We start from the raw sequence: 23,684 nt of genomic DNA, 5'->3' as shown, positions 1-23,684 counted from the left end.
GGATACCCCGTATCGTTCTGAGGTCGAGTCGCTTCGTCGGAGATGCCGCGTGCCCGCCGGCAGCCCCTCAGGAAAGCTCGGGTGGGCCCAGGACGGCTGCGGCGGCAGGACGTCGCCGGTGGCGGCGATCACGCTGCTCGCGGCCATGGCCGCCGGCGCGGCGCTGATCCCGGTGGCCGAGGGCCACCCCGCCCCGGACTCCTGGCTGATCGTCATGGCGCCCGCGCTCGCCGTCCTCGGGCTCGGCCTCGTCGTCGGCGGCTGGTTCCGGACGGGCGGCCTCGCGACGGCCGGGACCGTCCTGACCCTCGCCATGCTGACCACCTCGGTCGCGGGCGACGTCCCGCGCAACGCCGAGTACGGGGAGGTCGACTGGCGTCCCACCGACGCCTCGCAGATCGGCCGGGTGTACAAGGTGGGCGTCGGGCAGGGCGACCTCGACCTCACCGCGCTGCCGGTCGCGGCCGGCCAGCGGGTCACGATCAACGCCGAGGTCGGGCTCGGGGGCCTGGAGGTCACGGTGCCGCCCACCGCCCGGGTGCTGGTGGACGCGCGGATCGGTCTCGGCGACGTGCGGATCGACCACCGGACGACGAGCGGGCCCGCCGCCAGGGTCGTGCGGACCCTGGAGCCGGAGGTCGCGCACGCCGCGAACCCGCCGGTGATCGTCCTGCGGATCCGCGGCAAGCTCGGAGACGTGGACGTGCACCGTGTCTGAGATCGCGCCCGCCCGTGAGACGGGTTCCGGCGAGACAGGTCACAGCGAGTGAAGGCGGGCAGGGAGATGGCCGGTAAGAAGGCGGCGGGCGAGAAGCGGTTCCGGTTCGATCCGGCGGGGCCCGTGACGGGGCTGTTCTTCCTCGTCCTGGCCGGGCTGTTCCTCGCGGACGGCCTGACGGACGGGGACGTCCTGCCCGTGACGGCGATGGTCCCGGTCGTGCTGATCGGCTTGGGGCTGGTCGGGACCGTCCGGGTGCTGACCCGCTCGCGGCGCCGCCACCTGCGCTGACGCGCCGGCGCCGGCCCACCGCTGTGACCCGTGCCGCACGGCCCGGGGCTTCCCCCCGGGCAGGGAACGCCGAGTAATGTGACCTCGACGGCAGGTGACGGATCGAGGGCCGATGTCGGGGAAGGCCGGGACACCGGAGACGGGGTGCGCCGAGGCGCTGCCCGGCTCCCGGTCCGCGCTGGACCCGCGCCGCGCCATCAAGCCGGGGCGCCACGGCCTCTCCCCCGAGACCGTCGCCGGAATCCAGCGGGAGCGGCTGATCGACGCGCTCGTCCACGTCGTCTCGGAGCGGGGCTTCGCGCACACGACCATCAGCGGGGTCACCGAGGGCGCGGGCGTCACGAAGAAGACGTTCTACGCGCACTTCTCCGACCTCGACGCGTGCTTCCTCGCCGCCTACCAGCGCGGCATGGACATCCTGCTCCGCCGCATGACGGAGGCCTACGAGGCCGCGCCGTCCTGGCCGGACGGCATCCACGCGGGGCTGCGCGCGCTCCTCGCCGCCCTCGCCCGGGAACCGCGGTTCGCGCGGGCGTCGCTGGTGGAGGTGAACGCGGCGGGGCCGCAGGTCAGGCAGGCGCGCATCGACAACCTCACCCGGTTCCGCGCCTTCTTCACCGACCCGTCCCTGGCGCCCGTTCCGGTCCCGGTGGTGGACGCGATCGTGGGCGGCATCTACAGCGCGATCCACGTCCAGATGGAGACGGGCGAGGCGGAGGAGCTGCCTTCGCTGCTGCCGTCCCTCACCTATTTCGCGCTGCTCCCCCTCATCGGCCGCGAAGCCGCCTCCCCCTACCTGACCGGTGACCCCGGCTGACCTGGCATGACCGGCGCCGGGCGGGTTCCCGGCCGCCGGGAGCCCGCCCAGCGCCCGTCCCTGCCGACCGCTGACCGGAAGCGGCCGGAGGCCCCCGTCCCCCTTGACGTGAAAAACCCACGGGTTTCTATTGGTGTGGATCTTGCGTGGGGCGTCCGGGCGGTCCGGGCCGCCCCGCGCCGACCCCCGGTGCACGCGCGGCGGGCCTAATCCCCCGGGGCCCGCCGCGCGCCCTCATTCCCTGGAGGACCCATGCGGCCGGCCGTGGCCACGCTGTGCCTGTCCCTCGCCGCGCTGCTCGCCGCCTCGCTGGCCGGCTGCAGCGACTCGGGCGAGCCCGAGTCGGCGCGGCCCTCGCCGTCCGCGCCGACCGCTCGTCCGACGCCGCCGGTGCTGAACGGGGTCCGGCCCGGTGCGGAGAAGAAGTCGCCGCTGGACGGCACCTGGACGGCGGGATCCGGTTCGCGGCGCGTGGCGCTCTTCCTCTACCGGGGCGCCGCCGCGCTGAACTCGCCGGGCTTCTGCACCGGCACCGTGGACGCGACGGGCCGGATCAAGCTGAGCTGTGCGAACGGCTCCCGTGACCGGCTCGACGGGCGGGCCGCCCTGCGCTCGGGCGAGCTGGTGGTCACGTGGGCGGGAGGTCCCAGGGACGTCCTGCACCGGCGTGCAGGCTGACCGCGAACGCCGGACCCGGATTCGTCAGCGCGGGCGGGCCACCGTGGACCCGGACCCGGTTGGCCCGGAGCGGGCGCTCGGTGACGCCGCGCGCGGTGATCGTCACCTCCGCCAGCTCGCCCGCGATCAGCGTGCTGACCCGAGTGGGGATCGTCCCGCCGTGGCCGGGCGGCCAGGTGGTCAGCCAGGTGCGGCCGTCCAGCGGGACGTGCACCGGCCCGGCGGCGTCGAACCGGACGAGGCGCCACCATTCGCCGGGGCGTCCGGCGAGGTCGCCGACGCGGGCGGCGAGCTGCCCGACGGTCGCGGGACGGACGGCGGTGGCGCGGCCGTGCGGATCGTCCTGGCCGCGCATGGTGAGGTCGGGAACCACGGAAAGGTCCACGGGAAGTCCTTCGTGCAGGTGTGCCGGCTGGAAAAGGGGACCGTCAGCGGAAGCGACGATCGCCCGGAACGGGGATCAGCGACAACACGAAGGACACAGCGCGCTGGCCACGCGACCCAGGGCCACGGGGCTGTCGGTCTGCACGCGCTTCGTCACGCACACAAGGAGACACTCGGTAACCGAACCTTGTCAAGCTGATCACCCAGAGTCGACCGGAATCCGCCCGGCGAAGGTCGCCGCGGCCCCTCGGCGGGGCCCCTCGGCGGGGCTCGCCCCGCGCCGCGGGCTCAGCGGCTGAGGAACACGTAAACGACCCACGTGAGCACCAGGGTCACGAGGAGCGACCCCAGGCAACCCAGGCGGGAAGAGAAAAAGAAGAACATAGGCGGCCCCTACCCCGGAAACGCCAAATATCCCCTGCTCAGAACGGCAGCGCCCGCCCTGAACGGCGTCCGCGCGCGGCCGAGGCCGGCCGCCGCCCTCCTGGGGGTTGGGTCGCGGAAGGCGCGCCGGCCGATCGACCGTCTTCGCTGGTGAACGGCAGAAATCCAGCAATCACGTGTTTTCGCCCAAAAACCGGAGAAAGTGGGCTTGTTCCCATTACGGTCGGCCCGGAGCCGCTGACGGAACGGAGCAGGCTCCCGACCGATCGGACACTCCGACGCTGCGGAGAAGCAACGTGACCCCCCAGACCGAAACAGACGCCGCGGAAGCGGCTCACATGGACGAGGTGGACGTGAATCCCGACGTCCACCGGGCCACCGAACCCGACGAGGAGCAGATCCTGCGGGAGCTGTACGGCGAGCCTGACGCCGACGGGATCTTCCGCGGGCAGGGCCGGGCCCTCCAGGACGGGACCGAGCAGGAGGACCCGGCATGAGCGCCGCGGGAATGATCGCCGAGGCCCGCAAGTCGCTCGGGACGGCCGGCCGTCCGAACACCATCACCCGGGAGTACGCCTCCAGGCACGGAAGCGAGTTCCTCAGGGCGTCCTGGTGCGACATGGCCATCACCTACTGGGCGCGGCACAGCGGCAACGCGGGCGCCGTCCTGCCCGGCGGGGACCGCGCCTACACCGTGTGGCACGCGCAGGACTTCCAGAAGGCCGGGCGCTGGCACAGCGGGACCACCGCGAGCGTCAACCAGGCCAAGCCCGGCGACATCGTGTTCTTCGACTGGGGCGCCACCAACAGCATCGGCGCGATCGACCATGTCGGCGTCGTCGAGAAGGTCCTCGGCGGCGGGCGGCTGCAGACGATCGAGGGCAACACGAGCGACTCGGTGAGGCGCCGCGTCAGGGACTCCAGTGTCATCGCTGGTTACGGACGGCCCGCCTACGGCGGGGGCAACTGGACGGAGGACATGGTGAAGAAGCTGCCGCAGCTGAACAAGGGCGACTCCGGCGAGCACGTGGAGACCCTGCAGGGGCTGCTGCTGGCGCGCAGCCACCCCGAGGTGAGCATGACCGGCAAGTTCGACGACGAGACCGAGAAGGCCGTGAAGGCCGTGCAGCGGTGGGGCGGCGTCGACGACGACGGGATCGTCGGGCCGAAGACCTGGCCGGTTCTGCTCCGCGTGCACTAGCGGCCATCAGTACCCCAGACGTCGGTAAATAAGCGACGTCGGGGACTAGTACGGCATTCAACCCCGGCATAGGTTCGTAGGGTCGCCTTCCACGGAGGTGGCCCCGATGACGTGGCCGGATCAGCGCGCTCCTCCCAGGGACGTCTCACCTGCTGTCCACCCCGAGACGTCCCTGGGAGAAACCGCATGCCACGTATCCGTGTGGAGGTCGACGGAGCGACGTACGAAGACGACGTCGAGCCGCGCCTCCTTCTCGTCCAATATCTGCGCGAACGGCTGGGAAAGGTCGGGACCCCGGTCGGGTGCGACACCAGCAACTGCGGAGCCTGCACCGTCCTGATGGACGGGATGAGCGTGAAGAGCTGCTCCGTGCTCGCCGTCCAGGCGGACGGCCATGACGTGACGACCGTCGAGGGGCTCGGCGTCGACGGCGAGACGCACCCGATGCAGCGGGCCTTCCACGAGGAGCACGCGCTGCAGTGCGGTTACTGCACGCCCGGCATGATCATGGCATCGCTCGACCTGCTGAGGGAGAATCCCGACCCGTCCGAGGACGAGGTGCGGGAGGGGCTCGAGGGGAACCTGTGCAGGTGCACCGGTTACCAGAACATCGTCAAGGCCGTGCGGCGGGCGGCGAGCGACATGCGCGAGCCCGGCCGGCAGGAGGTGACGCCGTGACCGTGCAGGAGGTCGGCACCCCGCGCAAGCGGTCGGAGGACGCGCGGCTCATCACGGGCCGGACGCGGTGGACCGACAACATGACCCCGGCGGGGACGCTGCACGTGGCGTTCCTGCGCAGCCCGTTCGCGCACGCCCGGATCACCGGGGTCGACACCGCGCCGGCGAAGGAGCGTCCCGGCGTCGTCGCCGTGTTCAGCGGCCGGGATTTCGCCGCGGAACAGGGTTCGCTGCCCTGCGCGTGGGTCGTGACCGAGGACATGAAGCATCCGGCCCACCCGCCCATGGCGGTGGACGAGGTCCGCTACGTCGGCGAGCCCGTCGCATGCGTCGTGGCCCGCGACAAGGCCGCGGCCATGGACGCCCTGGAGGAGATAGACGTCGACTATGAGCCGCTGTCCGCCGTCGTGGACATGGAGGCCGCCATAGCCGACGGCGCCGATCTGGTGCACGAGGACCTCGGCACGAACAAGTCCTACACGTGGGTGTTCGAGAACGGGGATCTCGACGCGGCGATGCGGGACGCGCCGGTCGTGCTGGAGCGCCGCTTCGTCCAGCAGAGGCTCATCCCGACGGCCATGGAGCCGCGGTCGGTGCTGTGCGTCCCCGAGGGGGACGAGTTCACGCTGTACTCGGCCACGCAGATCCCGCACATCCTGCGGTTGATGCTCGCCACGGTCACCGAGATCCCCGAGCACCGGATCCGGGTCGTCGCGCCGGACGTCGGCGGCGGCTTCGGCTCCAAGCTGCAGGTGTACGGGGAGGAGGTCCTCGCGCTGCTGCTCGCCCGCAGGCTGGGCCGTCCGGTCAAGTGGACGGAGACCCGCAGCGAGGGCAACATGACCGTCCACCACGGCCGCGACCAGATCCAGCGGCTCACGCTCGCCGCCGAGCGCGACGGCCGGATCCGCGGCCTGAAGGTCGAACTGCTGGCCGACATGGGCGCGTACCTGATGCTGGTCACCCCCGGCATCCCGCTGCTGGGCGCGTTCATGTTCAACGGCATCTACAAGATGGACGCGTTGTCGTTCACCTGCACGGGGGTCTTCACCACCAAGACGCCCACGGACGCCTACCGGGGTGCGGGCCGCCCAGAGGCCACCTTCGCCATCGAGCGGATGATGGACGAGCTGGCCCACGAACTGGGCATCGACCCCATCCAGGTACGGCGCCGCAACTGGATCGCGCACGAGGAGTTCCCGTACGAGACCATCGCGGGCCTCACGTACGACACGGGCAACTACGAGGCGGCGACCGACAAGGCGCTGGAGCTGTTCGAGTACGACAAGCTCCGTGCGGAACAGGCGGACAGGCGGGAACGGCGCGATCCGGTGCAGCTGGGCATCGGGGTGTCCACGTTCACGGAGATGTGCGGTCTCGCCCCGTCCCGGGTCCTCGGGTCGCTGTCGTACGGGGCCGGCGGCTGGGAGCACGCGTCGGTGCGGGTCCTGCCGTCCGGCAAGGTCGAGGTGGTCACCGGTACGTCCCCGCACGGGCAGGGCCACGCGACGGCGTGGGCGCAGATCACCGCCGACCGGCTCGGCGTGCCGTTCGAGGACGTGAAGGTCCTGCACGGCGACACCGCCATCTCGCCCAAGGGGATGGACACCTACGGGTCCCGTTCCCTGGCCGTGGGAGGGGTCGCGCTGTTCTCCGCCTGCGAGAAGGTGGTGGACAAGGCCCGCAAGGTGGCCGCGCATCTGCTGGAGGCGTCCGAGCAGGATCTGGAGTTCTCCGGTGGACGGTTCAGCGTCCGCGGCGTCCAGGAGGAGGGCAAGACGATCCAGGAGGTGGCGCTGGCCGCGTTCGCCGCGCACGACCTGCCGGACGGCATCGAACCGTCCCTGGACTCCGACGCCACGTTCGACCCGGAGAACTTCTCCTTCCCGCACGGCACGCACCTGTGCGCAGCTGAGGTCGACACCGAGACCGGGATGGTGAAGCTCCGCAAGTACGTGGCGGTGGACGACGTGGGCAAGGTCGTGAATCCGCTCATCGTGGAGGGGCAGGTCCACGGCGGGCTCGCGCAGGGCATCGCCCAGGCGCTCTACGAGGAGGCCGTGTACGACGCGGACGGCAACCTGACGACGACCACGATGGCCGACTACCTGGTCCCGTCCGCCGCGGACCTCCCGACGTTCACGACGGACCGCACCGAGACGCCGGCGACGTCCAACCCGATGGGAGTGAAGGGCGTCGGCGAGGCCGGAACGATCGCCTCGACCCCCGCGGTCGTCAACGCGGTCGTGGACGCGCTGCGCCCCTACGGGGTGCACGACGTGCGGATGCCGTGCACGCCGGAACGCGTGTGGCGCGCGATGCGCGCGGAGGAGAAGCCGGCGGCCGCGGAACCGGGCGCGGGCGGCGGACTCGGCTCGGCCGGAGGTGAGCAGTGATTCCCGCGACGTTCGACTACGTCCGTCCCGCCTCGGTGGACGACGCCGTCCAGGCGCTGGCCGACGCGGGCGAGGACGCCAAGGTGCTGGCGGGAGGGCAGAGCCTGATGCCGCTGCTGCGGCTGCGGCTCGCCTACCCCGACGCGCTGATCGACCTGGGCCGGCTCGGCGCGCTCCGGGAGATCCGCGACGAGGGGGACTCGCTGTTCATCGGCGCCATGGCGACGCACCACCAGGTGATCCGTGATCCGCTGGTGCGCGAGCACGTCCCGCTGATCGTGCAGGCGACGGAGACCGTCGCCGACCCGGCGGTCCGGCACCGCGGCACCTTCGGCGGGTCGCTCGCCCACGCGGACCCGGCGGGCGACCTGCCCGCCGTGGCGCTCGCGCTGGACGCGGTGTTCCTCGTCCGGTCCTCGCGCGGCGAGAGGGAGATCCCCGCGTCGGAGTTCTTCGTCGACTGGATGACGTCGGCGATGGAGCCGGACGAGCTGCTCGTGGGCGTGCGCGTGCCGAAACTGGGTGCGGGCTGGGGCGTGCACTACGAGAAGTTCCACCGGACCGCGCAGGCATGGGCGATCGTCGGGGTGGCGTGCGCCGTCCACCGCAACGGTGACGGCATCGAGGAGGCGCGCGTCGCGCTGACGAACATGGGCCCGGCACCGGTCAGGGCGAGCGCGGTCGAGACGGCCGTGAGAGGGGGGTCGGCGTCGGAGGACGCGTTCCGGACCGCCGCGGCGCAGGCCGCGGCGGGCACGGAGCCGCCCACGGACCTGCACGGGTCGTCGGAGTACCGGGCCCACCTGGCGACGGTGCTGACGGCACGCGCGCTGGCGGCCGCCGCGGGCTGACCCGCCCGCGCGGCGGGAGCACGCGGCCGGGCGCCGTCGCCCCGGCGTCCGGCCGCGTGCGTTCCGGCGCCCCTTGTTCTCCCGCGCCGCATGATCACTGCGGGGCGGGGTACACCGGGGTGCCTGAGGCGTACCGAGGCGCCCGGGGCCCCACTGGCGACGCGACGGGCGGCCGCCGTAGGGTCGGGGCGAGGTCTCCGGACGATAAGGACACTGATCATGGAGCTCGACCACGATTTCACCGTCCCCGTGCCGGTGGATCAGGCCTGGTCGGTGCTGCTCGACGTGGAGCGCGTCGCGGCCTGCATGCCGGGCGCGACGCTCGACTCGGTCGACGGCGAGGAGTACTCGGGCCGGATGAAGGTGAAGGTCGGTGCGATGACCATCACCTACCGCGGCACCGCGCGGATCGTCTCGGCGGACGAGTCGTCCCGCGTCGTCACGATGGAGGCGTCCGCCAAGGAGGCCCGCGGGTCGGGGACGGCGGCGGCGACCGTGCAGGCGAGGCTGCACGGGGAGGACGGCACCACCCGCGTGACCGTCCACACCAAGCTGAACGTGACGGGCCGCCCGGCGCAGTTCGGCCGCAACATCCTGTCCGAGGTCGGTTCCAAGATCATCGCGCGGTTCGCGAAGCAGCTGGCCGCCGAGCTCGAGGCCCCCGGGGAGACCGCCGCCGAGGCCCCGGCCGCCCCGTCCGCTCCTGCCGAGAAGCCGGCCGAGGCCACCGCCGACACGCCGGCCACCGCCGCCGTGGCGCCCACGGAGGCGCCCTCCGCCACCCCGGAGAGCCCTGAGAAGGCCGCCGAACCGGAGTTGGAGGCGGAGACGAGCGTGGCCCCTGCGACACCGGAGGAGCCGGCCGCCCAGCCGGGCCCCGTCCGGGCGGAGCCCAAGGAGCCCCTTGCGCCGCCCGCCGCGGCCGGAGGAGAAGAGAGCGGGCGCGTGCGGCGCTTGGCGGAGAAGCGGCAGGTGGAGGAGAAGGACGACGCGATCGACCTGCTGGAGTTCGCGGGCCCGTCGATCGCCAAGCGGGCCGTTCCCGCGGTCGGCGGCCTGGTCGCCGTCCTCCTGATCATCCGTTTCCTCGTGCGCCGCCGCGGGAAGCGCTGATCACAGGAAGCGCCGATCGCTAGAAGCGCTCGCCGGCGCGCACGTCCGGGGCGGGGTCAAACCGGCGTCAACGATCCGTGCGCGGGCGGCGGCGTCGATGGAACGCGCCGCCGCCGGTGCGGTCGGCTTGTCCGGTGGACACCACCGAGCTCCAGCGGATCGCGCGGATCGAGAACGACAACTGGTGGTACCGCGAGCGCCGCGAGATCCTGTCCGCGGAACTGCTGCGGTTCAGCGTGCCCGGGACGGCCGTCGACATCGGCGCCGCGTCCGGGGCGGCCTGCCGCGTACTGGCCGGCCACGGCTGGAGCGCCACCGCGATCGATCTGAGCCCGGACGCCGTCGCGCTGGCCCGCGCCTACGGCGTCGAGGCCTACGAGGGCGACGCGCGTTACCTGCCGCTGCCGGCATGCGAGTTCGACCTGGCGCTGGCCCTCGACGTGCTTGAGCATGTGGAGGACGACGGGCGAGCGGCCGCGGAGGTCGCGCGGGTGCTGCGGCCGGGCGGGACGGCGCTGGTGTCCGTGCCCTGCGACATGGCTCTGTGGTCGGCGCAGGACGTGGCTCTCGGACGTGTCCGCCGCTACTCTCGCCGCACTCTGGCCGACCTGCTGGAGGGTGCGGGGCTTGTGCTGGAACGCGTGTGGAGCAGGGGCGTCCTGCATCGTCCGCTCCTGCGTCTGCTGAGGAACCGGACGGTGCGGCGCGAGGACCTGGCTCCGCTGCATCCGCTCGTCAACGAGGCGCTGCGCCTGTCCGCCTCGCTGGAGCGGCGCCTGCCGGTCGCCTCGTGGCCTGGCGTCTGGCTGTTCGCGCGGGCCCGCCGTCCAGGCTGAACTGCGGGCCCCTCCCTCCCTCCCTTCCTTCCTTCAGGCCTTGCCGAAGACGCGGTCCACCACCCTGGACGCGGCCTGGCCGTCGTCGTGCGGGCAGTACTTCACGAAGAAGCGGTCGTAGGCGTCGGCGTAGCGCTGCTCGCTCGCGGACGCCGCCCTGACCGCCTCGGCGACCTCCGCGGACGTCCGCACGACCGGGCCGGGCGCTTCGGCCTCCAGGTCGAAGTAGAAGCCGCGCACGTGGTCGCGGTACCAGTCCAGGTCGTAGGTGTAGAGGACGATGGGGCGGCCCAGGATGGCGTAGTCGAACATGGCGGACGAGTAGTCCGTGACGAGCACGTCAGCGGCCATGTACAGCTCGGCGATGTCGGGATACCGGGACACGTCGATGACGAAGGGGCCGGAGTCACCGTCGGCGAGCCGAACCGCAGCGATCCGGTCTCGGTCGGTGATGCAGTGGTGCGTCCGCAGGAGGAGGACGTGGTCGTCGCCCAGGGCCTGTCGCATGGTCTCCACGTCCAGCTCCAGCGAGAAGCCCAGCTTGCCTTCTGCGTGATGCCGGTCGTCCCGCCATGTCGGCGCGTAGAGGACGACTTTCTTGCCCTGCGGGATACCCAAGCGCTTCCGGACGCGGGTTCCGATGCGTTCCCACTCGGGCGTGCTGAGGATGTCGTTGCGCGGGAATCCTGTCTCCAGGACCTCGCCCTCGTACCGGAAGGCCCGCCGCATGACCTGGGTGGCGTACGGGCTGGAGGACAGCAGGAGATCCCATCGCGGCACCTCCTCCTCCATCCAGTCCAGCCGCTCGGTGCGCTGGTACGGCATGTCCTGGAGGTCGTAGGCGAGGCGCTTCAACGGGGTGCCGTGCCAGGTCTGGAGGTAGACCTGACCTGTCCGCTTGAAGAACCAGGGCGGCATCGTCTGGTTGGCGACGACGTACCGGGCGTGCGCGAGGACGCGGTAGTGCTCGCGGCTCCCCGCCAGAACGGTCGTGGCCTTTCCGTCCACCGCGAACTGGCCGTCCTGGGAGACCCACACGCATTCCAGGTCGGCGTCACGGCGGATGAGTTCCTCATAGACGGCCCTCGGGCTACAGCTGTACTGGGAGCCGTTGTAGCTGCTGAACACCACCATGTCGGCCAGAGGGTTCCGCAGGTAGACGGTGTAGTCCCTCTGCTGGAGGAGGGTCTGCGCGTGTCCGCCGCGCTCGTCGTCCTCCAGGGAGACACGGGTGTGCAGCATCAGCGCGTCGATCTGGTGGACGCCGAGCTCGAATTCGTGCGTGCCCGCGCGGTGCCGGCCGGGCAGGTCGGGGATGGCCTCACGTTCGACGACGACGGCCACCTCCCCCGAACGGGTGGGCGCCACCAGATCCCAGGTTCCGCTGCTCAGCGGCAGGTCCGTCCCGAAAACGGACACCGTCGCGGGGAGGAACGCGGCGGTGAACCGGCTTCCCTCCCAGGTGACGGGGACGCGGTGCTCGTCGCCGGACCGGCGCCGCCGGAGGACGAAGTGGTCGGGGCGGTGTTCCGGGTCGGCGAAGTCGCCTCTCAGCGTGAGCAGTCCGTTGGCGTCCCATGCGGCGGCCGTGACGACCGGGCGGAAGCTGCGCTCGACTCCGCGCAGGTTGCCGAACGCCGTGCGGCTGACGGCGAACTCCCGTCCGCGCCCCGCGCTCTCCGGCAGGGCGAAGCGGGCGGGCTTGACGTTGCTCGCGACGGTGAGCCGGAGCGGGCCGCCTTCACCCGTCAACCGGATGTCCCAGTCGATGACGTCGCGCAGGTGCGTGCCGTACGGCACGGTGTTCGGCGTGCCGTTCGGCGTGTTGTTCGGCGTACCGTTCGGCACGGACGCGAGGTACTTCAGGGGCAGCCTCGCCGTGAAGTCGAACCCGGTGCCCTCCGCCATCCGCAGGGCGGCCGCCTGCCGCAGCGTCACCTCTCCGCGGACCTCGTCTCCCCCGTGCCTTCGGAGCGCGACCATCGCGGCTCCGGCACCGAGCGCGCGCCGCGTCCAGCCGGACAGCACCAGCGCGTCGCCGTCGAGGCCGACCCTGGTGACGACGGCCTTGGCCCGCTTGACGTGAACGACGAACACGTCGTCGTCGCCCGCCGCCGGCTGGACGGCCACGTGCTCGTCCACCTGCCGCGGCGACGTCCACCTGACGGCCGGAGCCATCGCGGTCAGCCGCTGCACCGCCCTGCGCCCGGCCGTCGTCACCTCGGCGAACAGCTCGTAGGTGGCCGTCCGCCACTCGTCGTTGTCCAGCAGGTACTCGGGCTCCACCCGTACCGTGAAGCCGGACCAGTCGAGGGAGACGTTCGCCTGCCCGGAGCGCGCCGTGACCTCCGGGACGTAGCGGCGCTCCACCGGCAGCCGGATCTCCTTGCCGGTCCGCACGTCGCGCATCCACACGCGGATCCGGGTATCGGTCACCGACGCCACGGCGAACCGGTCGATGTAGGCGTGCCCCTCGACGATGAGGGTGTCGACGTCCCACTCCACACGGTCGACGTCCGCCCACAGCGCCAGCTCGTCGGTGACGTCGTACACGTCCTCCGGGACGCCCCGCTCGGCGTCGTCGAAGAAGGGGTAGCGGGCGTACCAGCGCTGCCGGAGACGGCCGCGCGACACCAGCGGGACGTCCCGCAGGCCGTCCTGCTCGAAGCGCAGCACCTCCAGCAGTTCGGGCAGCATGCACTCACTGAGCAGATACGTCTCCAGCCGCCTGATCGCCTCAAGCCCCGCCGTGGCGCGGCGCCCGGCGCCGGCGACGACCTCCGCGCCCAGTTCCACCAGGTGTTCGCGCTCCTCCCAGGTGGCCGCGGGCAGGGCCAGCATCAGTTCGCGCACGTCCAGGTCGAGCGCGTACATGTCGTGGACGGGCAGAAGGTCCGGCGCATGCGTACGGACGAATTCCCGCGTCTTCGCGAGGGTCGCCATGCGTGCGGTGATGTCGGCCGGGTCGGGGCGCGTGCGCAAGGCCGTCCCGGGACGGTCCCGCCAGAAATAGACGGTCGCGTCCAGCACGTCCACGGCGGAGGCCAGCACGTGGCTCTGCACGGCGATGAGGAGGTCTCCGCTAGTGCCGAACTCGAAGCCGTACGCGTCCCAGAACGAGCGCCGGTAGACCTTGTTCCACACCGTCCTGTCTTGCAGGAGCGTGGGATGGCGGGTCACGTGCGTGGACAACACGGTCTCCGCATAAGGGTCGCTGTGAAGCGGCGACTGCCACGCCTGTTCTTCGTCCAGGCACATGACGTTCCCGCCCGCGAGGTCCGAACCGGTGTTGTCCAGCGTCCCGACCAGCAGTTCGTAGGCGTAGGGCGGCACCGTGTCCTCACCGTCGGCGAAGGTGAGGTAGCGGCCTTTCGCCTGCGCGATGCCCGCGTCGGCCGCCGTCGTGCCGGGGGCGGGCTGCAGCAGGGCGAAACGGTCGTCGCGGCCCGCGAACTCCTTGGCGACGGCAGCGTCATCGGTGGTGGCGGGGCCCTTCGCGGCTCTGCCGTAGTCCGGACCGTCCTCCACCATGAGCACCTGGATGTCGCGCAGCGTCTGCCCGGCGATCGACTCCAGGCACTCCGCCAGGCGGCCGCCGGTGTTGCGGATGGGGACGACGATGCTGATCTGCGGGGACACGAGCGGCTCCGTACTGCGCTTTCGGGGATTCGTGGGCTTGCGGGGCTTCGTCGGGTTCGAGGCCGGTCGGGCCGGGGCTCAGCGGAGGACCCGGTCGAGGACGCGGGCGCCCGCGTGGCCGTCGTCGTGCGGGCAGTACCGGGCGGCGAAGGCGGCGCGCGCGTCCCGGAACCCGGTCTCCAGCGCGGCGGGCTCGCGCAGGGCCTCGACGACGTCCTGCGTGGTGGCGAGCAGCGGCCCCGGCGCCTCGGCGTCGAAGTCGAAGTAGAAGCCGCGCACGTGGTCGCGGTAGCGCTCCAGGTCGTAGGTGAAGAACACCATCGGGCGGCCGGTGACGGCGAAGTCGAACATGGACGACGAGTAGTCGGTGACGAGCACGTCGCTGATGAGGAACAGCTCCGAGATGTCGGGGTAGACCGAGACGTCCATGACACAGTCGCCCGGCCGCAGCCTCGGGCGGTCGGTGACGAGGTAGTGCGTCCGCAGGAGCAGGACGTGGTCGCGGCCCAGCGCGGCCCGGAACCTGTCGATCTCGAATTCGAGGCGGAACGCGCGCTTGCCGATCGCTTGGTGGAAGTCGTCCCGCCAGGTCGGGGCGTACAGGACGACCCGCTTGCCCTCCGGGATGCCGAGCCTCCGCCGCACCGCCGCGGCGATCTCGTCGCGGTGCGGGCTGCTCAGCACGTCGTTGCGGGGGTAGCCGCTTTCGAGGACGTCCCCGCCGTAGCCGAACGCGCGCCGGAACAGCGGCACGGAGAACGCGTTCTGGGCGAGCAGGAGGTCCCACTGAGGGACGTCGTGCTCCATCCAGTCCACGCCCTCGGTGCGTTTGAAGGGCATCTGCTTGACGTCGTACCCGAGCTTCTTCAGGGGCGTCCCGTGCCAGCACTGCACGTAGGTCTGGTCCTCGCGTTTGGTGAACCATTCCTGCTGCGACCAGTTGCCGAAGATGTAGCGCGCGCGGGCGAGCACCTCGTAGTGCTCCCGCGTCCCGGCCAGGACGGTGCGGGCGCCAGAAGGCTTGCCGAACTGCCCGTTCTCGGTGACCCACACGCATTCCAGGTCGGTTTCGCGGCGACGCAGCGCGTCGTAGATGCCGCGCGGGTTGCACGAGTACTGGCGACCCTTGTACGCGTCGAACACGGCGAGTTCACGGACGGGCAGGTTCAGGTGGCGCCGGTAGTGCCCGGACCGTATGCGGCTCTGCGCGTAGGCTCCGCGCTCGTCATCGTCCAAGGCCGTCTCGACGCGCAACTGCAACTGGTCGGTCTTCTGGGCCCGGACGGTGATCCGGTGCAGGCCCGCTTCGAACGGCTCGGGCAGGTCGCGGAGGCTGTGGCGGCGGACGACCACCGGCTGCTCCTCCCCGCCGACGGTGGCGAGGGCGTCCCAGCGGCCGGAGACCAGCGGGCGCGACAGCCCGAGCACCGGCATGCGCGCGGGCGAGAACACCGCGGTGAACCGGTCGTCCTCCCAGTGCAGCCTGACGGCGTGCTCCTCGCTCGACCGCCGCCGCCGCAGGACCAGCGAGTCGGGCCGCCCGATCCGCTCCGAGCACGTGCCCGCCAGGCGCAGGGCGCCCTCGGGCGACCACGACACCTCCTCGACGGCGAGGACGCGGCCGCGGGAAACGATCCGCAGGGTGCCGCGCCGCGTCCTGGCGATCTCCAGTTCCCCGCCGGGCACGGAGAAGGCGGCGCCCGCGGCGTCCTCGTCCAGGTACGGGCGGATCCCCTCCGAAAGCGCGATCTCCCAGTCGCCCTGCCGCCGGGCCAGCCCGGCGACCGGCAGCCGCGCCCGGAACCCGTCGGCCCCGACCGGCTCGACCGGCCCGAGCACCGTGGCCCGCCCCGTCCTCGGGGCGGCGGTGACGCGCGGCTCGTCCCCGAGCGGGACGCGGCTCCAGCCGTCCAGCCACAGCTCGCCGCCCTCCAGGTGGCAGCCGACGACCGCCGCCGGCGTGCGGCGCACCTGGATCACGAACCGGTTCCGGCCCGTGACGCCCTGGACGAGCACGCCCGGCGCGCACTCCCTGTCCCGCGGCCACTGCCGGCCGGTGAGCCGCGGCCCGGCGAACGTCGACCGGCGCCGCAGCCCCCGGTTGACGATCTCGACGCACGGCACCCAGTCGACGTCCCGCCAGCGCCCGAACATCCGGAGCGCGGACGGGTCGATCTCCGCGACGAAGCCGGACCAGTCGTAGGAGACGTTCGACTGCCGCGACCCGGCGGTCACGTCCGGCCTGCGGACCCTCCGGACCGGGACGCGCATGAGGCCCCGCTTGTTGGCCGCCACCAGCCAGACCCGGATGCGGGACCCGTCCTCGCTGGAGGCGTCCAGATGCCGGACGTAGGCGTGGCCCTCCAGGCGCAGCCGCCCGTCCGCCCAGGTGGCCCGGTCGATCGCCGCGACCGACTTGAGCTCGTCGGTCACGTCGTACACGTGCGCCGGGACGCCCCGGTCCTCGTCCTCGAAGAAGGGGTACTCGGCGTACCAGCGGTGCCGCAGGCCGCGCCGCACGCGCGGCGCGTCCGCCGCCTTGCGCAGCTGGACGAAGCGCAGCACCTCCAGCAGTTCCGGCAGCATCCGCCGGCACAGCAGGTGCAGTTGCAGGCGCGTCATCGCGGGCTGCCGCCTGAGGACGCGCGCGTTCACCTGCCGGGCCAGGGCCGCCCCCATGGCCACGAGTTCCCGGCGGTTCTCGTCCTGCGTCCTCGGAAGGGCCTCGGACAGGACGCGAAGTTCAATGGGGATCAGCACGTGCTCGTCGTAGGCGTTCAGCAGCTGCGGCGCGTAGTCGGCCAGACCGTCCCGGACGACCCGCGCGGAGCGCATGCGCTGGCTGAAGTTGTCCCAGTCGTAGCGGTCCTCCGTGATGGACCCGGGACGCCTGCGCCAGAAGTAGACCGTCTCGCTCAGGACGTCCACGGAACGGGCCAGGGCGTGCGCGCGCGCCGTGACAGGCGGGTCCTCGTAGTAGCCCGGGGGGAACTCCAGACCGGTCCGGTTCCAGAACGCACGCCGGTACACCTTGTTCCACGGCGTCCGGTCGCGCATGAGCATCGGCATCGACGACACATGCGTCTTCGAACGGGACTGCGTGAACAGGCCGTCGTGCAGGTGCGACTGCCAGGTCCGGTCGTCGTCCATCCGCTGGACGTTGCCGGACGCCAGGTCCGACCCGGTCCGCTCAAGGGACGCGACCAGCCGCGCGTACGCCTCGCGCTCCACGACGTCGTCGGCGTCGGCGAACGCCAGGTACTCGCCCCTCGCCTGCCGCACGCCCGCGTTGCGGGCGGGCCCCGGCCCCTCGTTCTCCCGCGTGAGCAGCCGGAACCGCGGGTCGCGGCCGCACATGTCCTTGGCGATCACGGCGCCGTTGTCGGTGGACCCGTCGTCCACCATGATCACTTCAAGGTCGCCCAGCGTCTGGCCCGCCAGCGATTCCAGGCACTCCTGGAGGTACTCCTCGGTGTTGTGGAACGGCACGACGACGCTGAGCTTCGGGGACATGGGGCCTCCTCCTCGCCCCCCGAGCATGGTGACGTCACGCCGCCGCACGAACGCGCATCGCGATTGCGAGGCCGTCCCCTGACGCAGACTTGACCTCGCCTGGCCGCGGCTTGACCTGGGCGTTAACCCGAAGGATCAGACGGGGCGGATGCCGGGGGCCGCACCCGACTCGGCCGCGCCCGACTCGGAGAGGGCGGCGCGGATGCTGGAGGCGAGCGCCTCGAACTCGTCCGCGCGCGGCGACGTCGCCCGGAAGCCCAGGCCGATGCGGCGGAACGGCGCCGGGGCCGCGAACCGGTGCAGGCCGAGGTTCGGCGCCCGGCGGGTCTCCACGGGCAGCGCCGTCTCGGGGACGAGCGTCACCCCCAGGCCGCCCGACACGAGCTGGACCAGCGTCGCCAGGCTCGTGGCGTACGTCGCCGCGGCGGCGCGCGCCCCCACCTCCCGGCAGACGTCCAGCGCCTGGTCGCGCAGGCAGTGGCCCTCGTTCAGCAGGAGGACGTCGAGGTCGTTGAGCGCCTCCCGCGCGACCCCGGTCGCTCCGAGCTCGAACCCGGCGGGCGCGACGAGCACGAAGTCCTCGTCGTACAGCGGCAGCTCCGTCACGCCCGACGCGGGCACGGGAAGGGCCAGCAGCACCACGTCCAGGCGTCCGGCGAGCAGTTCCGCGACGATGTGGCCGGTCTGCTCCTCGTGGACGGACAGTTCCAGGTCGGGGAACTCCTTGGCGAGCCGGGGAAGGACGACCGGCAGCAGGTACGGCGCGACGGTCGGGATGACGCCCACCCTGAGCGGCCCGACGAGCATCCCTCGGACGGCCTGGACCTCCTCGACCAGCCGGTCGAGTTCCGCCAGGACGGTCTCGGCCCGCCGCGCGACCCGCTCCCCAGCGGGAGTCAGCAGGACCTTGCGCGTCGTCCGCTCGACGAGCTGCGTCCCGAGGCCCTCCTCCAGCGCCGCCACGGCCCCGGACAGGGCGGGCTGGCTCATGCGCAGAGCGGCGGCGGCGTCACGGAAATGCAGGTACTCCGCCAATGCCAGGAACGCCCGCAACTGGGCCACCGTCGGTCTGCTGATCCCCATCCTGCCGCAGACATTACCCAAGCTCGATCACGCACCGTGACTTGTCCCAGGTCGAGGCGGGGTGGTGTTCACCACAGCGGGCAGGCGCTCAGCGGACGGGCAGGCGGTCTGGATGGGGGATGGGGGCGTCGGGGTCGGCGACGCGCGGGGTGAAGGTGCCGTGGAAGCCGAACGGGATGTGGTGCGGGAGGTGGAGGTCGGCAACGGAGGTGAGGTCCCTGGCGTCCAGGATGGTGAGCCGCGAGCGGTGCTCCGCGGCGAGATACACGACCGCCAGGAGCCACCCGTCGTCCTCGGCGGAGTCCGGTGCGCGGGGCACGAAGATTGGCTCGCCCACGTAGGTGTGGGGGCCGGCCTCGTGCGCCTGCGTGCGGCCTGTGTCGTTGTCGACCTTCAGGACGGTGTCGTACTCGCCGCTCGGGCCCGTCCGCCCCGTCATGTAGGTGTAGCGGTGCCTGCGCGTGGAACGGCGCCAGTCGTACTGGGGGAACTCGCCGGGCAGGTCGGACAGCGGCGTCTCGATCACGCGTCCCGCCGGGGTGATCCGGTAGCGCGTCAGCCTGCTGGACGGCAGGTCGGTGAAGCGGGCGCGGAAGTCGGACAGGTCACGCCTGATCGCTTCGAAGTCGTCGAAGAGCACCAGGTCGACGACGGTGTCGGCGCCGTCCTCGAAGGCGTTCGCCACGTGGACGTGCACGAGCGCCTCGTGCTCCACGACCCGCGCCGGGCCGCCGCCGCGCGGCACCAGCACGAACCGCGTCCCCTTCTCGGGGCGGTGCCGGATCGCGTCGAACACCGACGCGCCGCCGCCGAACATCGTGCGCAGGTCGACCATGTACGGGTCCAGGACGAACACCATGTGGTGGGTCGTCAGCGCCACATCGTGGTTCCACGGCATGTTCGCCATCCGGACCCGGGCGAGCCGCCGCAGCCGGCCGCGCCGGTCGACCTTCCAGCAGTTCAGGGAAGGCAGCGGACTGAAGTCCTGTCCGAAGTTGAACATCTCGCCCGTCACCGGATCCCACTTCGGGTGGGCGGAGAACGCCTTGAGCGCGCCGCGCAGCCGCCCGTCGAAGTCGTGGACGCCGAGCGTCTCCAGCGTGTCGGGGTCGAGCCGGTGCGGCGGGCCGCCCTCCCACAGGGCCAGCAGCCGGTCGGCGTGCAGGGCGATGCCGGTGTTGGCGGGGTTCGCCGGGCCCCTCCCCTTCACGAAGTTGGCCCAGAAGCCGCCGGGAAGCGGCGTCCCGACGCCCGGACGGACGGGCCCGCCGGAGACCAGGCCGTGCTTGAACTGCGGCGTCCGGACGTACCGGTTGCGGAACCGCACGGACCGCCCGTCGAACGCGAACTGCGCGACCATCCCGTCGCCGTCGAAGAGGTGGTGCATCAGCGTCCGCCCGACCTCCCACTTGCCCGGGCCGATCCGGTACAGCGTCCCGGTGAGGCCGGACGGGAGTTCCCCGTCGATCTGGTCGACGACGTAGTCGTGCTCGCGCAGGAGCGGCGCGAAGAAGCGCGCCATGTCCGGCTCGCCGGGCCGGGGCGCTGCGGTTTCCGTGGTCCGGGCGTCTGTGTCGCTGGAGCGGGGCACGGGGGCCTCCCCATCTGGCTACGCGTGTTACCAGAAAGGTAGATTCTGGCAACGGCTGTGTCAAGATTGCAGGGTGAGCCCTCGCCCGTACGGCGGCGTGACCGCCGACCGCCGCCGCGCCGACCGCCGCGCCGCCCTCCTGGACGCGGGCCTCGACCTGCTCGCGGCGGAGGGCGTCCGGGGGACGTCCCTGCGCGCCGTCTGCGCGCGCGCCGGCCTCAACCCGCGCTACTTCTACGAGAGCTTCACCGACCTGGACGCCCTGCTCACCGAGGTCCACGACCGGATCGTCGCGGAGATCGCCGAGGCCGCCGCCCGGGGAGTGGCCGCCGCCGGGCCGGGCGCCGACCTGCGCACGACCGTCCGCTCCGCCGCCATGGCCGCGCTGGACACGGGCCGCACCGACCCCCGCAAGATCCGCGTGGTGCTGGTCGAGGCGGCGGCCAGCCCCGTCCTGCGGGCCCGCCAGCACGCCGCCCGCCGCGACTACGCCCGCCTGGTCATCGAGTACGCCCGCATGTTCTACGACATCCCACCGGACGCCGACGCGCGCATGCGCTTCGTCGCCACGATGCTGGTCGCCGGGTGGAACGAGAACCTCGTCGCCTGGCTGGACGGCGAGATCCAGACCTCCCTGTCCGGTCTGGCCGACATGTTCGCCGACGCCGCCGAAGCCCTCGCCGCCCACGCCGCCGCCCGGCCCCGCTGAGCCGTTCCCGGCCCCGGTCGAAGGCCGCTCTCGGGCGAGGCCGGCCGTCGGCGGCGAGCGTCAGCCGGATCGCTCGGCGATGCGGTCGAGCCATTCCCGCATCAGGCCCCGCTCCGGTCCGGTCAGGGCGGCGGTCCGGGGAAGGGCCGCGCGCAAGGCGATGGCGGCGCCGACCGGGCCGGGCGCCGCCGGCACGGGAGCGTCGCTCGTGATCGCGGCGATGACCGCCTCGCGCGCCATGGCGGACAGCCCCGGGTCGCGGCCGTCCTCGGGCATCGCGATCAGCGCGAGGGTCGTGCCGGAGCCGGCCGCGTGGACGAGCCGGACGGCACGCTCCTCACCGACGCGCAGCCGCCCGGCCTCGGCGATCCGCCGGATGCGGGCGGAGAGGATCTCGATCCCGGCGACCGCCGCCGGCGCCGGCGCCATACCGGGACGGGGCTCGCACATGAGCATGTAGAGGGCCGGATTGGCCAGGCCGAACTCGACGTGCTCGTCCCATCCGGCGCGCAGGTCGTCCACCGGGTCGGCGTCGGGGCGCGGGTCGGCCTTGGCGGCCAGGTAGGCCGCGAAGCCCTCGGCGGCGACCGCGTCGAGAAGGCCGCGCTTGTCCCCGAAGAGCCGGTAGATCGTCGGCGCCTGGACTCCGGCCGCGACCCCCACCGCGCGCGTGGAGACGGCCTCGCGCCCGCCCTCGGCGAGGAGCTCGGCGGTGGCGGCGAGGATCCGCTCCCGCGGTCCGTCGCCCGGCTGCCCTCCCTGCATGCTAACGACGATAACAGACTTGGGTTAGCACTGTTCTGTTATCAGTGTTACCGTGATTGCGTTAGCACTGATTCCGGCGTGCCGGAGCGAGGGAGCAGAGAGCAATGATCATCATCACCGGGGCCACCGGGAGACTCGGCCGGATGACCGTCGAGCGCCTGCTCGGGCACGTCCCCGCCGAAGAGATCGGGGTCAGCGTCCGGGATCCGGAGAAGGCGGAAGACCTCCGGGAACGCGGCGTCCGCGTCCGCCGGGGCGACTACGCCGATCCCGCGAGCCTCGCCCACGCGTTCGAGGGCGCGTCGCAGGTCCTGATCGTGTCCGCCGACACCACCGGCGAGGCGGCGCTGCGCCTGCACCGCACCGCGATCGATGCGGCCGTCAAGGCGGGCGCCGGCCGGATCGTCTACACCGGCCACATGGGCACGAGCCCGTCCTCCCTCTTCCCGCCCATGCGGGACCACGCCGCCACCGAGGAGGCGCTGCGGGCCTCGGGCGTCCCCTTCACGTCGCTGCGCAACGGCTTCTACGCCTCCACGACGGCGGCGCTCCTCGACGCCGCCCTGCGGACCGGCGAGCTGGCGGTGCCGGAGGACGGGCCGGTCTCCTGGACCTCCCACGACGATCTCGCCGAAGCCGCCGCGGCCACGCTGGCCGAGAAGATCTTCGACGGCGTCACCCCGGCCCTGACGGGCGGCGAGGCGGTCGACATGGCCGGGGTCGCGGCCCTCGCCTCCGAGATCACCGGACGTCCGATCAGGCACGTGGTCGTATCGGACGCCGAGTACCGGTCCGGCCTGATCGCGCACGGCGTTCCCGAGCATGGGGCGGACATTCTCACGGCCATGTTCGCCGCAGCGCGCCGAAGCGAGTTCTCGCGCGTCGATCCCGCCCTCGGCCGCCTGCTGAACCGTCCTCCGACCCCGCTCCGGGACGTCCTCGGGGCGGCCCTCACCCCGGAACCGCGCCGGCCAGGCCGTGACGGACAGTAGCGGAACCTCGGGATGGGCGGCGGCGAGACGTCGGCACCGTCACCGAAGATCACCTGTTGTCCGGGGAGAGCCGAGCGCCCTACACTTGCGCGCTACGCAGCGTTAGTCCCAATATGAGCGAATCCGTGTGATCTATATCTATCGGACGGCCGGACGGCGAGCCCAACGCCCCCTCTTCGCAGGTCAGCGCGCCGTCCGTCACATTGATAGGCCACACCTATCGCGCTTGTGGGATCTATCGATTTCTCTTTTTGATCGAGTCGGGGCACTCTGAGTGACATCGGCCGCCGAGGCGGAGAGCCCGCGGCCTCCCCGCGCCTCCCCGTGCGGAGGCGACCCCTTTCTCATGATGAAGGAGCATGCGTGCTTACTGTCGGTGACAAGTTCCCCGAGTACGAGCTCACCGCCTGCGTCTCGCTGGACGCCGAGAACGCGTTCGAGACGATCAACCACAAGTCCTACGAGGGCAAGTGGCGCGTGGTGTTCTTCTGGCCCAAGGACTTCACGTTCGTCTGTCCGACGGAGATCGCGGAGTTCGGCCGCCTCAACGAGGACTTCGCCGACCGCGACGCGCAGGTGCTCGGCGCGTCCGTCGACAACGAGTTCGTCCACTACGCGTGGCGCAAGGACCACCCGGACCTGCGGGAGATCCCGTTCCCGATGCTGTCCGACCTCAAGCGCGAACTCTCGGAGTCGCTCGGCATCCTCACCGAGGACGGCGTCGCCCAGCGCGCGACGTTCATCGTCGACCCGAACAACGAGATCCAGTTCGCCATGGTGACCGCCGGTTCCGTCGGCCGGAACGTCAAGGAGGTCCTGCGGGTCCTGGACGCCCTGCAGAGCGACGAGCTGTGCCCCTGCAACTGGAACAAGGGCGAGGACACGCTCGACGCGACCAAGCTGCTCGCCGGGGCCTGAGCCCCTCGCCGGGCCCGGCCCGGCGGAGTCCGACCACGGACCGACGGCGGCCGGCCGCGCGACCCCCGGCCCGCCCGCCCCCCCCAAAGACCCAGGATCAAGAGGGTTTTAGCCCGGAAGTGCGCCC

20 protein-coding genes are annotated in these 23,684 nt (G+C 72.0%); 14 read left to right on the top strand and 6 right to left on the bottom strand.

What is annotated here, in order from left to right; all coding sequences use genetic code 11:
- The first annotated feature begins 49 nt into the window (after nucleotides 1–49).
- From AB0K37_RS28240 to AB0K37_RS28225, 4 genes are all read left to right on the top strand, one after another.
- Nucleotides 50–718, top strand: a complete 669-nt coding sequence (locus AB0K37_RS28240) for a hypothetical protein (RefSeq protein WP_363986094.1) — start codon at nucleotides 50–52, stop codon at nucleotides 716–718.
- A gap of 66 nt (nucleotides 719–784) precedes the next feature.
- Entirely contained in the window at nucleotides 785–1,009 is a 225-nt protein-coding gene (locus AB0K37_RS28235) for a hypothetical protein (RefSeq protein ID WP_363986092.1), read from the top strand.
- Nucleotides 1,010–1,121: 112 nt separating this feature from the next.
- Nucleotides 1,122–1,826 (top strand): TetR/AcrR family transcriptional regulator, encoded by a 705-nt coding sequence (locus AB0K37_RS28230; RefSeq protein WP_363986090.1) that lies wholly within the window; start codon nucleotides 1,122–1,124, stop codon nucleotides 1,824–1,826.
- A gap of 252 nt (nucleotides 1,827–2,078) precedes the next feature.
- A complete protein-coding gene (locus AB0K37_RS28225) occupies nucleotides 2,079–2,504 on the top strand; it encodes a hypothetical protein (protein WP_363986089.1) in 426 nt (141 codons plus the stop codon).
- On the opposite strand, the gene AB0K37_RS28220 is transcribed toward AB0K37_RS28225, so the two are convergent.
- Nucleotides 2,455–2,889 carry a cysteine dioxygenase gene (locus AB0K37_RS28220; RefSeq protein ID WP_360350641.1) on the bottom strand — a complete coding sequence of 145 codons (435 nt, stop codon included), beginning with the start codon at nucleotides 2,887–2,889 and terminating at the stop codon, nucleotides 2,455–2,457. The two genes, AB0K37_RS28225 and AB0K37_RS28220, sit on opposite strands and share 50 nt — an antisense overlap.
- Before the next feature lie 679 nt (nucleotides 2,890–3,568).
- Here AB0K37_RS28220 and AB0K37_RS28215 point away from each other — a divergent pair.
- From AB0K37_RS28215 to AB0K37_RS28185, 7 genes are all read left to right on the top strand, one after another.
- Nucleotides 3,569–3,769: a hypothetical protein gene (locus AB0K37_RS28215; RefSeq protein ID WP_363986087.1), complete on the top strand. Its 201-nt coding sequence runs from the start codon at nucleotides 3,569–3,571 to the stop codon at nucleotides 3,767–3,769.
- A complete protein-coding gene (locus AB0K37_RS28210; RefSeq protein WP_363986085.1) occupies nucleotides 3,766–4,473 on the top strand; it encodes a peptidoglycan-binding protein in 708 nt (235 codons plus the stop codon). The genes AB0K37_RS28215 and AB0K37_RS28210 overlap by 4 nt, the downstream gene beginning before the upstream one ends.
- A gap of 186 nt (nucleotides 4,474–4,659) precedes the next feature.
- Entirely contained in the window at nucleotides 4,660–5,151 is a 492-nt protein-coding gene (locus tag AB0K37_RS28205) for a (2Fe-2S)-binding protein (RefSeq protein ID WP_345176581.1), read from the top strand.
- Nucleotides 5,148–7,547: a xanthine dehydrogenase family protein molybdopterin-binding subunit gene (locus AB0K37_RS28200; protein ID WP_363986083.1), complete on the top strand. Its 2,400-nt coding sequence runs from the start codon at nucleotides 5,148–5,150 to the stop codon at nucleotides 7,545–7,547. Before AB0K37_RS28205 ends, AB0K37_RS28200 begins: the two co-directional genes overlap by 4 nt.
- Nucleotides 7,544–8,398 carry a xanthine dehydrogenase family protein subunit M gene (locus AB0K37_RS28195; protein ID WP_363986081.1) on the top strand — a complete coding sequence of 285 codons (855 nt, stop codon included), beginning with the start codon at nucleotides 7,544–7,546 and terminating at the stop codon, nucleotides 8,396–8,398. Before AB0K37_RS28200 ends, AB0K37_RS28195 begins: the two co-directional genes overlap by 4 nt.
- Nucleotides 8,399–8,617: 219 nt before the next feature.
- Nucleotides 8,618–9,511 (top strand): SRPBCC domain-containing protein, encoded by an 894-nt coding sequence (locus AB0K37_RS28190; protein WP_363986079.1) that lies wholly within the window; start codon nucleotides 8,618–8,620, stop codon nucleotides 9,509–9,511.
- A 134-nt stretch (nucleotides 9,512–9,645) separates the two neighbouring features.
- Nucleotides 9,646–10,347 carry a class I SAM-dependent methyltransferase gene (locus AB0K37_RS28185; RefSeq protein WP_363986077.1) on the top strand — a complete coding sequence of 234 codons (702 nt, stop codon included), beginning with the start codon at nucleotides 9,646–9,648 and terminating at the stop codon, nucleotides 10,345–10,347.
- Nucleotides 10,348–10,380: 33 nt separating this feature from the next.
- On the opposite strand, the gene AB0K37_RS28180 is transcribed toward AB0K37_RS28185, so the two are convergent.
- The 4 genes from AB0K37_RS28180 to AB0K37_RS28165 all read right to left on the bottom strand — a co-directional run bounded on the left by AB0K37_RS28180 (nucleotide 10,381) and on the right by AB0K37_RS28165 (nucleotide 20,104).
- Nucleotides 10,381–13,986, bottom strand: a complete 3,606-nt coding sequence (locus AB0K37_RS28180) for a CDP-glycerol glycerophosphotransferase family protein (protein ID WP_363986075.1) — start codon at nucleotides 13,984–13,986, stop codon at nucleotides 10,381–10,383.
- 78 nt (nucleotides 13,987–14,064) lie between these two features.
- Nucleotides 14,065–17,499 carry a CDP-glycerol glycerophosphotransferase family protein gene (locus AB0K37_RS28175; RefSeq protein WP_363986073.1) on the bottom strand — a complete coding sequence of 1,145 codons (3,435 nt, stop codon included), beginning with the start codon at nucleotides 17,497–17,499 and terminating at the stop codon, nucleotides 14,065–14,067.
- A gap of 135 nt (nucleotides 17,500–17,634) precedes the next feature.
- Nucleotides 17,635–18,582: a LysR substrate-binding domain-containing protein gene (locus AB0K37_RS28170; protein WP_363986071.1), complete on the bottom strand. Its 948-nt coding sequence runs from the start codon at nucleotides 18,580–18,582 to the stop codon at nucleotides 17,635–17,637.
- A gap of 88 nt (nucleotides 18,583–18,670) precedes the next feature.
- Entirely contained in the window at nucleotides 18,671–20,104 is a 1,434-nt protein-coding gene (locus AB0K37_RS28165) for a carotenoid oxygenase family protein (protein WP_363986069.1), read from the bottom strand.
- 142 nt (nucleotides 20,105–20,246) lie between these two features.
- Here AB0K37_RS28165 and AB0K37_RS28160 point away from each other — a divergent pair, with 142 nt between their 5' ends.
- A complete protein-coding gene (locus AB0K37_RS28160; RefSeq protein ID WP_363986068.1) occupies nucleotides 20,247–20,882 on the top strand; it encodes a TetR family transcriptional regulator in 636 nt (211 codons plus the stop codon).
- 60 nt (nucleotides 20,883–20,942) lie between these two features.
- Here the strand turns inward: AB0K37_RS28160 and AB0K37_RS28155 are convergent, their stop codons facing one another.
- Nucleotides 20,943–21,647 carry a TetR/AcrR family transcriptional regulator gene (locus tag AB0K37_RS28155; protein WP_363986066.1) on the bottom strand — a complete coding sequence of 235 codons (705 nt, stop codon included), beginning with the start codon at nucleotides 21,645–21,647 and terminating at the stop codon, nucleotides 20,943–20,945.
- 104 nt (nucleotides 21,648–21,751) lie between these two features.
- On the opposite strand from AB0K37_RS28155, the gene AB0K37_RS28150 reads away from it, so the two are divergent.
- Both AB0K37_RS28150 and AB0K37_RS28145 read left to right on the top strand, forming a co-directional pair.
- Nucleotides 21,752–22,639 (top strand): NAD(P)H-binding protein, encoded by an 888-nt coding sequence (locus AB0K37_RS28150; protein ID WP_363986064.1) that lies wholly within the window; start codon nucleotides 21,752–21,754, stop codon nucleotides 22,637–22,639.
- A gap of 363 nt (nucleotides 22,640–23,002) precedes the next feature.
- The gene (locus AB0K37_RS28145; RefSeq protein WP_345176552.1) at nucleotides 23,003–23,557 is read left to right on the top strand and encodes a peroxiredoxin; all 555 of its coding nucleotides are present in this window, start codon (nucleotides 23,003–23,005) and stop codon (nucleotides 23,555–23,557) included.
- Nucleotides 23,558–23,684 lie beyond the last annotated feature (127 nt).

The sequence above is a fragment of the Actinomadura sp. NPDC049753 genome (assembly GCF_040674655.1).
GTDB lineage: Bacteria > Actinomycetota > Actinomycetes > Streptosporangiales > Streptosporangiaceae > Spirillospora > Spirillospora verrucosospora.
Note: the sequence above shows the minus strand (reverse complement) of the source record. Positions and strands in the feature narration are given on the sequence as shown.

What these genes read in the sequence shown, in the direction of transcription:
- AB0K37_RS28190 (WP_363986079.1), top strand. Translation starts at nt 8,618, where the DNA reads ATGGAGCTCGACCACGATTTCACCGTCCCCGTGCCGGTGGATCAGGCC.
- AB0K37_RS28170 (WP_363986071.1), bottom strand. Translation starts at nt 18,582, where the DNA reads ATGGGGATCAGCAGACCGACGGTGGCCCAGTTGCGGGCGTTCCTGGCA.
- AB0K37_RS28205 (WP_345176581.1), top strand. Translation starts at nt 4,660, where the DNA reads ATGCCACGTATCCGTGTGGAGGTCGACGGAGCGACGTACGAAGACGAC.
- AB0K37_RS28175 (WP_363986073.1), bottom strand. Translation starts at nt 17,499, where the DNA reads ATGTCCCCGAAGCTCAGCGTCGTCGTGCCGTTCCACAACACCGAGGAG.
- AB0K37_RS28210 (WP_363986085.1), top strand. Translation starts at nt 3,766, where the DNA reads ATGAGCGCCGCGGGAATGATCGCCGAGGCCCGCAAGTCGCTCGGGACG.
- AB0K37_RS28230 (WP_363986090.1), top strand. Translation starts at nt 1,122, where the DNA reads ATGTCGGGGAAGGCCGGGACACCGGAGACGGGGTGCGCCGAGGCGCTG.
- AB0K37_RS28165 (WP_363986069.1), bottom strand. Translation starts at nt 20,104, where the DNA reads ATGGCGCGCTTCTTCGCGCCGCTCCTGCGCGAGCACGACTACGTCGTC.
- AB0K37_RS28155 (WP_363986066.1), bottom strand. Translation starts at nt 21,647, where the DNA reads ATGCAGGGAGGGCAGCCGGGCGACGGACCGCGGGAGCGGATCCTCGCC.
- AB0K37_RS28235 (WP_363986092.1), top strand. Translation starts at nt 785, where the DNA reads ATGGCCGGTAAGAAGGCGGCGGGCGAGAAGCGGTTCCGGTTCGATCCG.
- AB0K37_RS28150 (WP_363986064.1), top strand. Translation starts at nt 21,752, where the DNA reads ATGATCATCATCACCGGGGCCACCGGGAGACTCGGCCGGATGACCGTC.
- AB0K37_RS28225 (WP_363986089.1), top strand. Translation starts at nt 2,079, where the DNA reads ATGCGGCCGGCCGTGGCCACGCTGTGCCTGTCCCTCGCCGCGCTGCTC.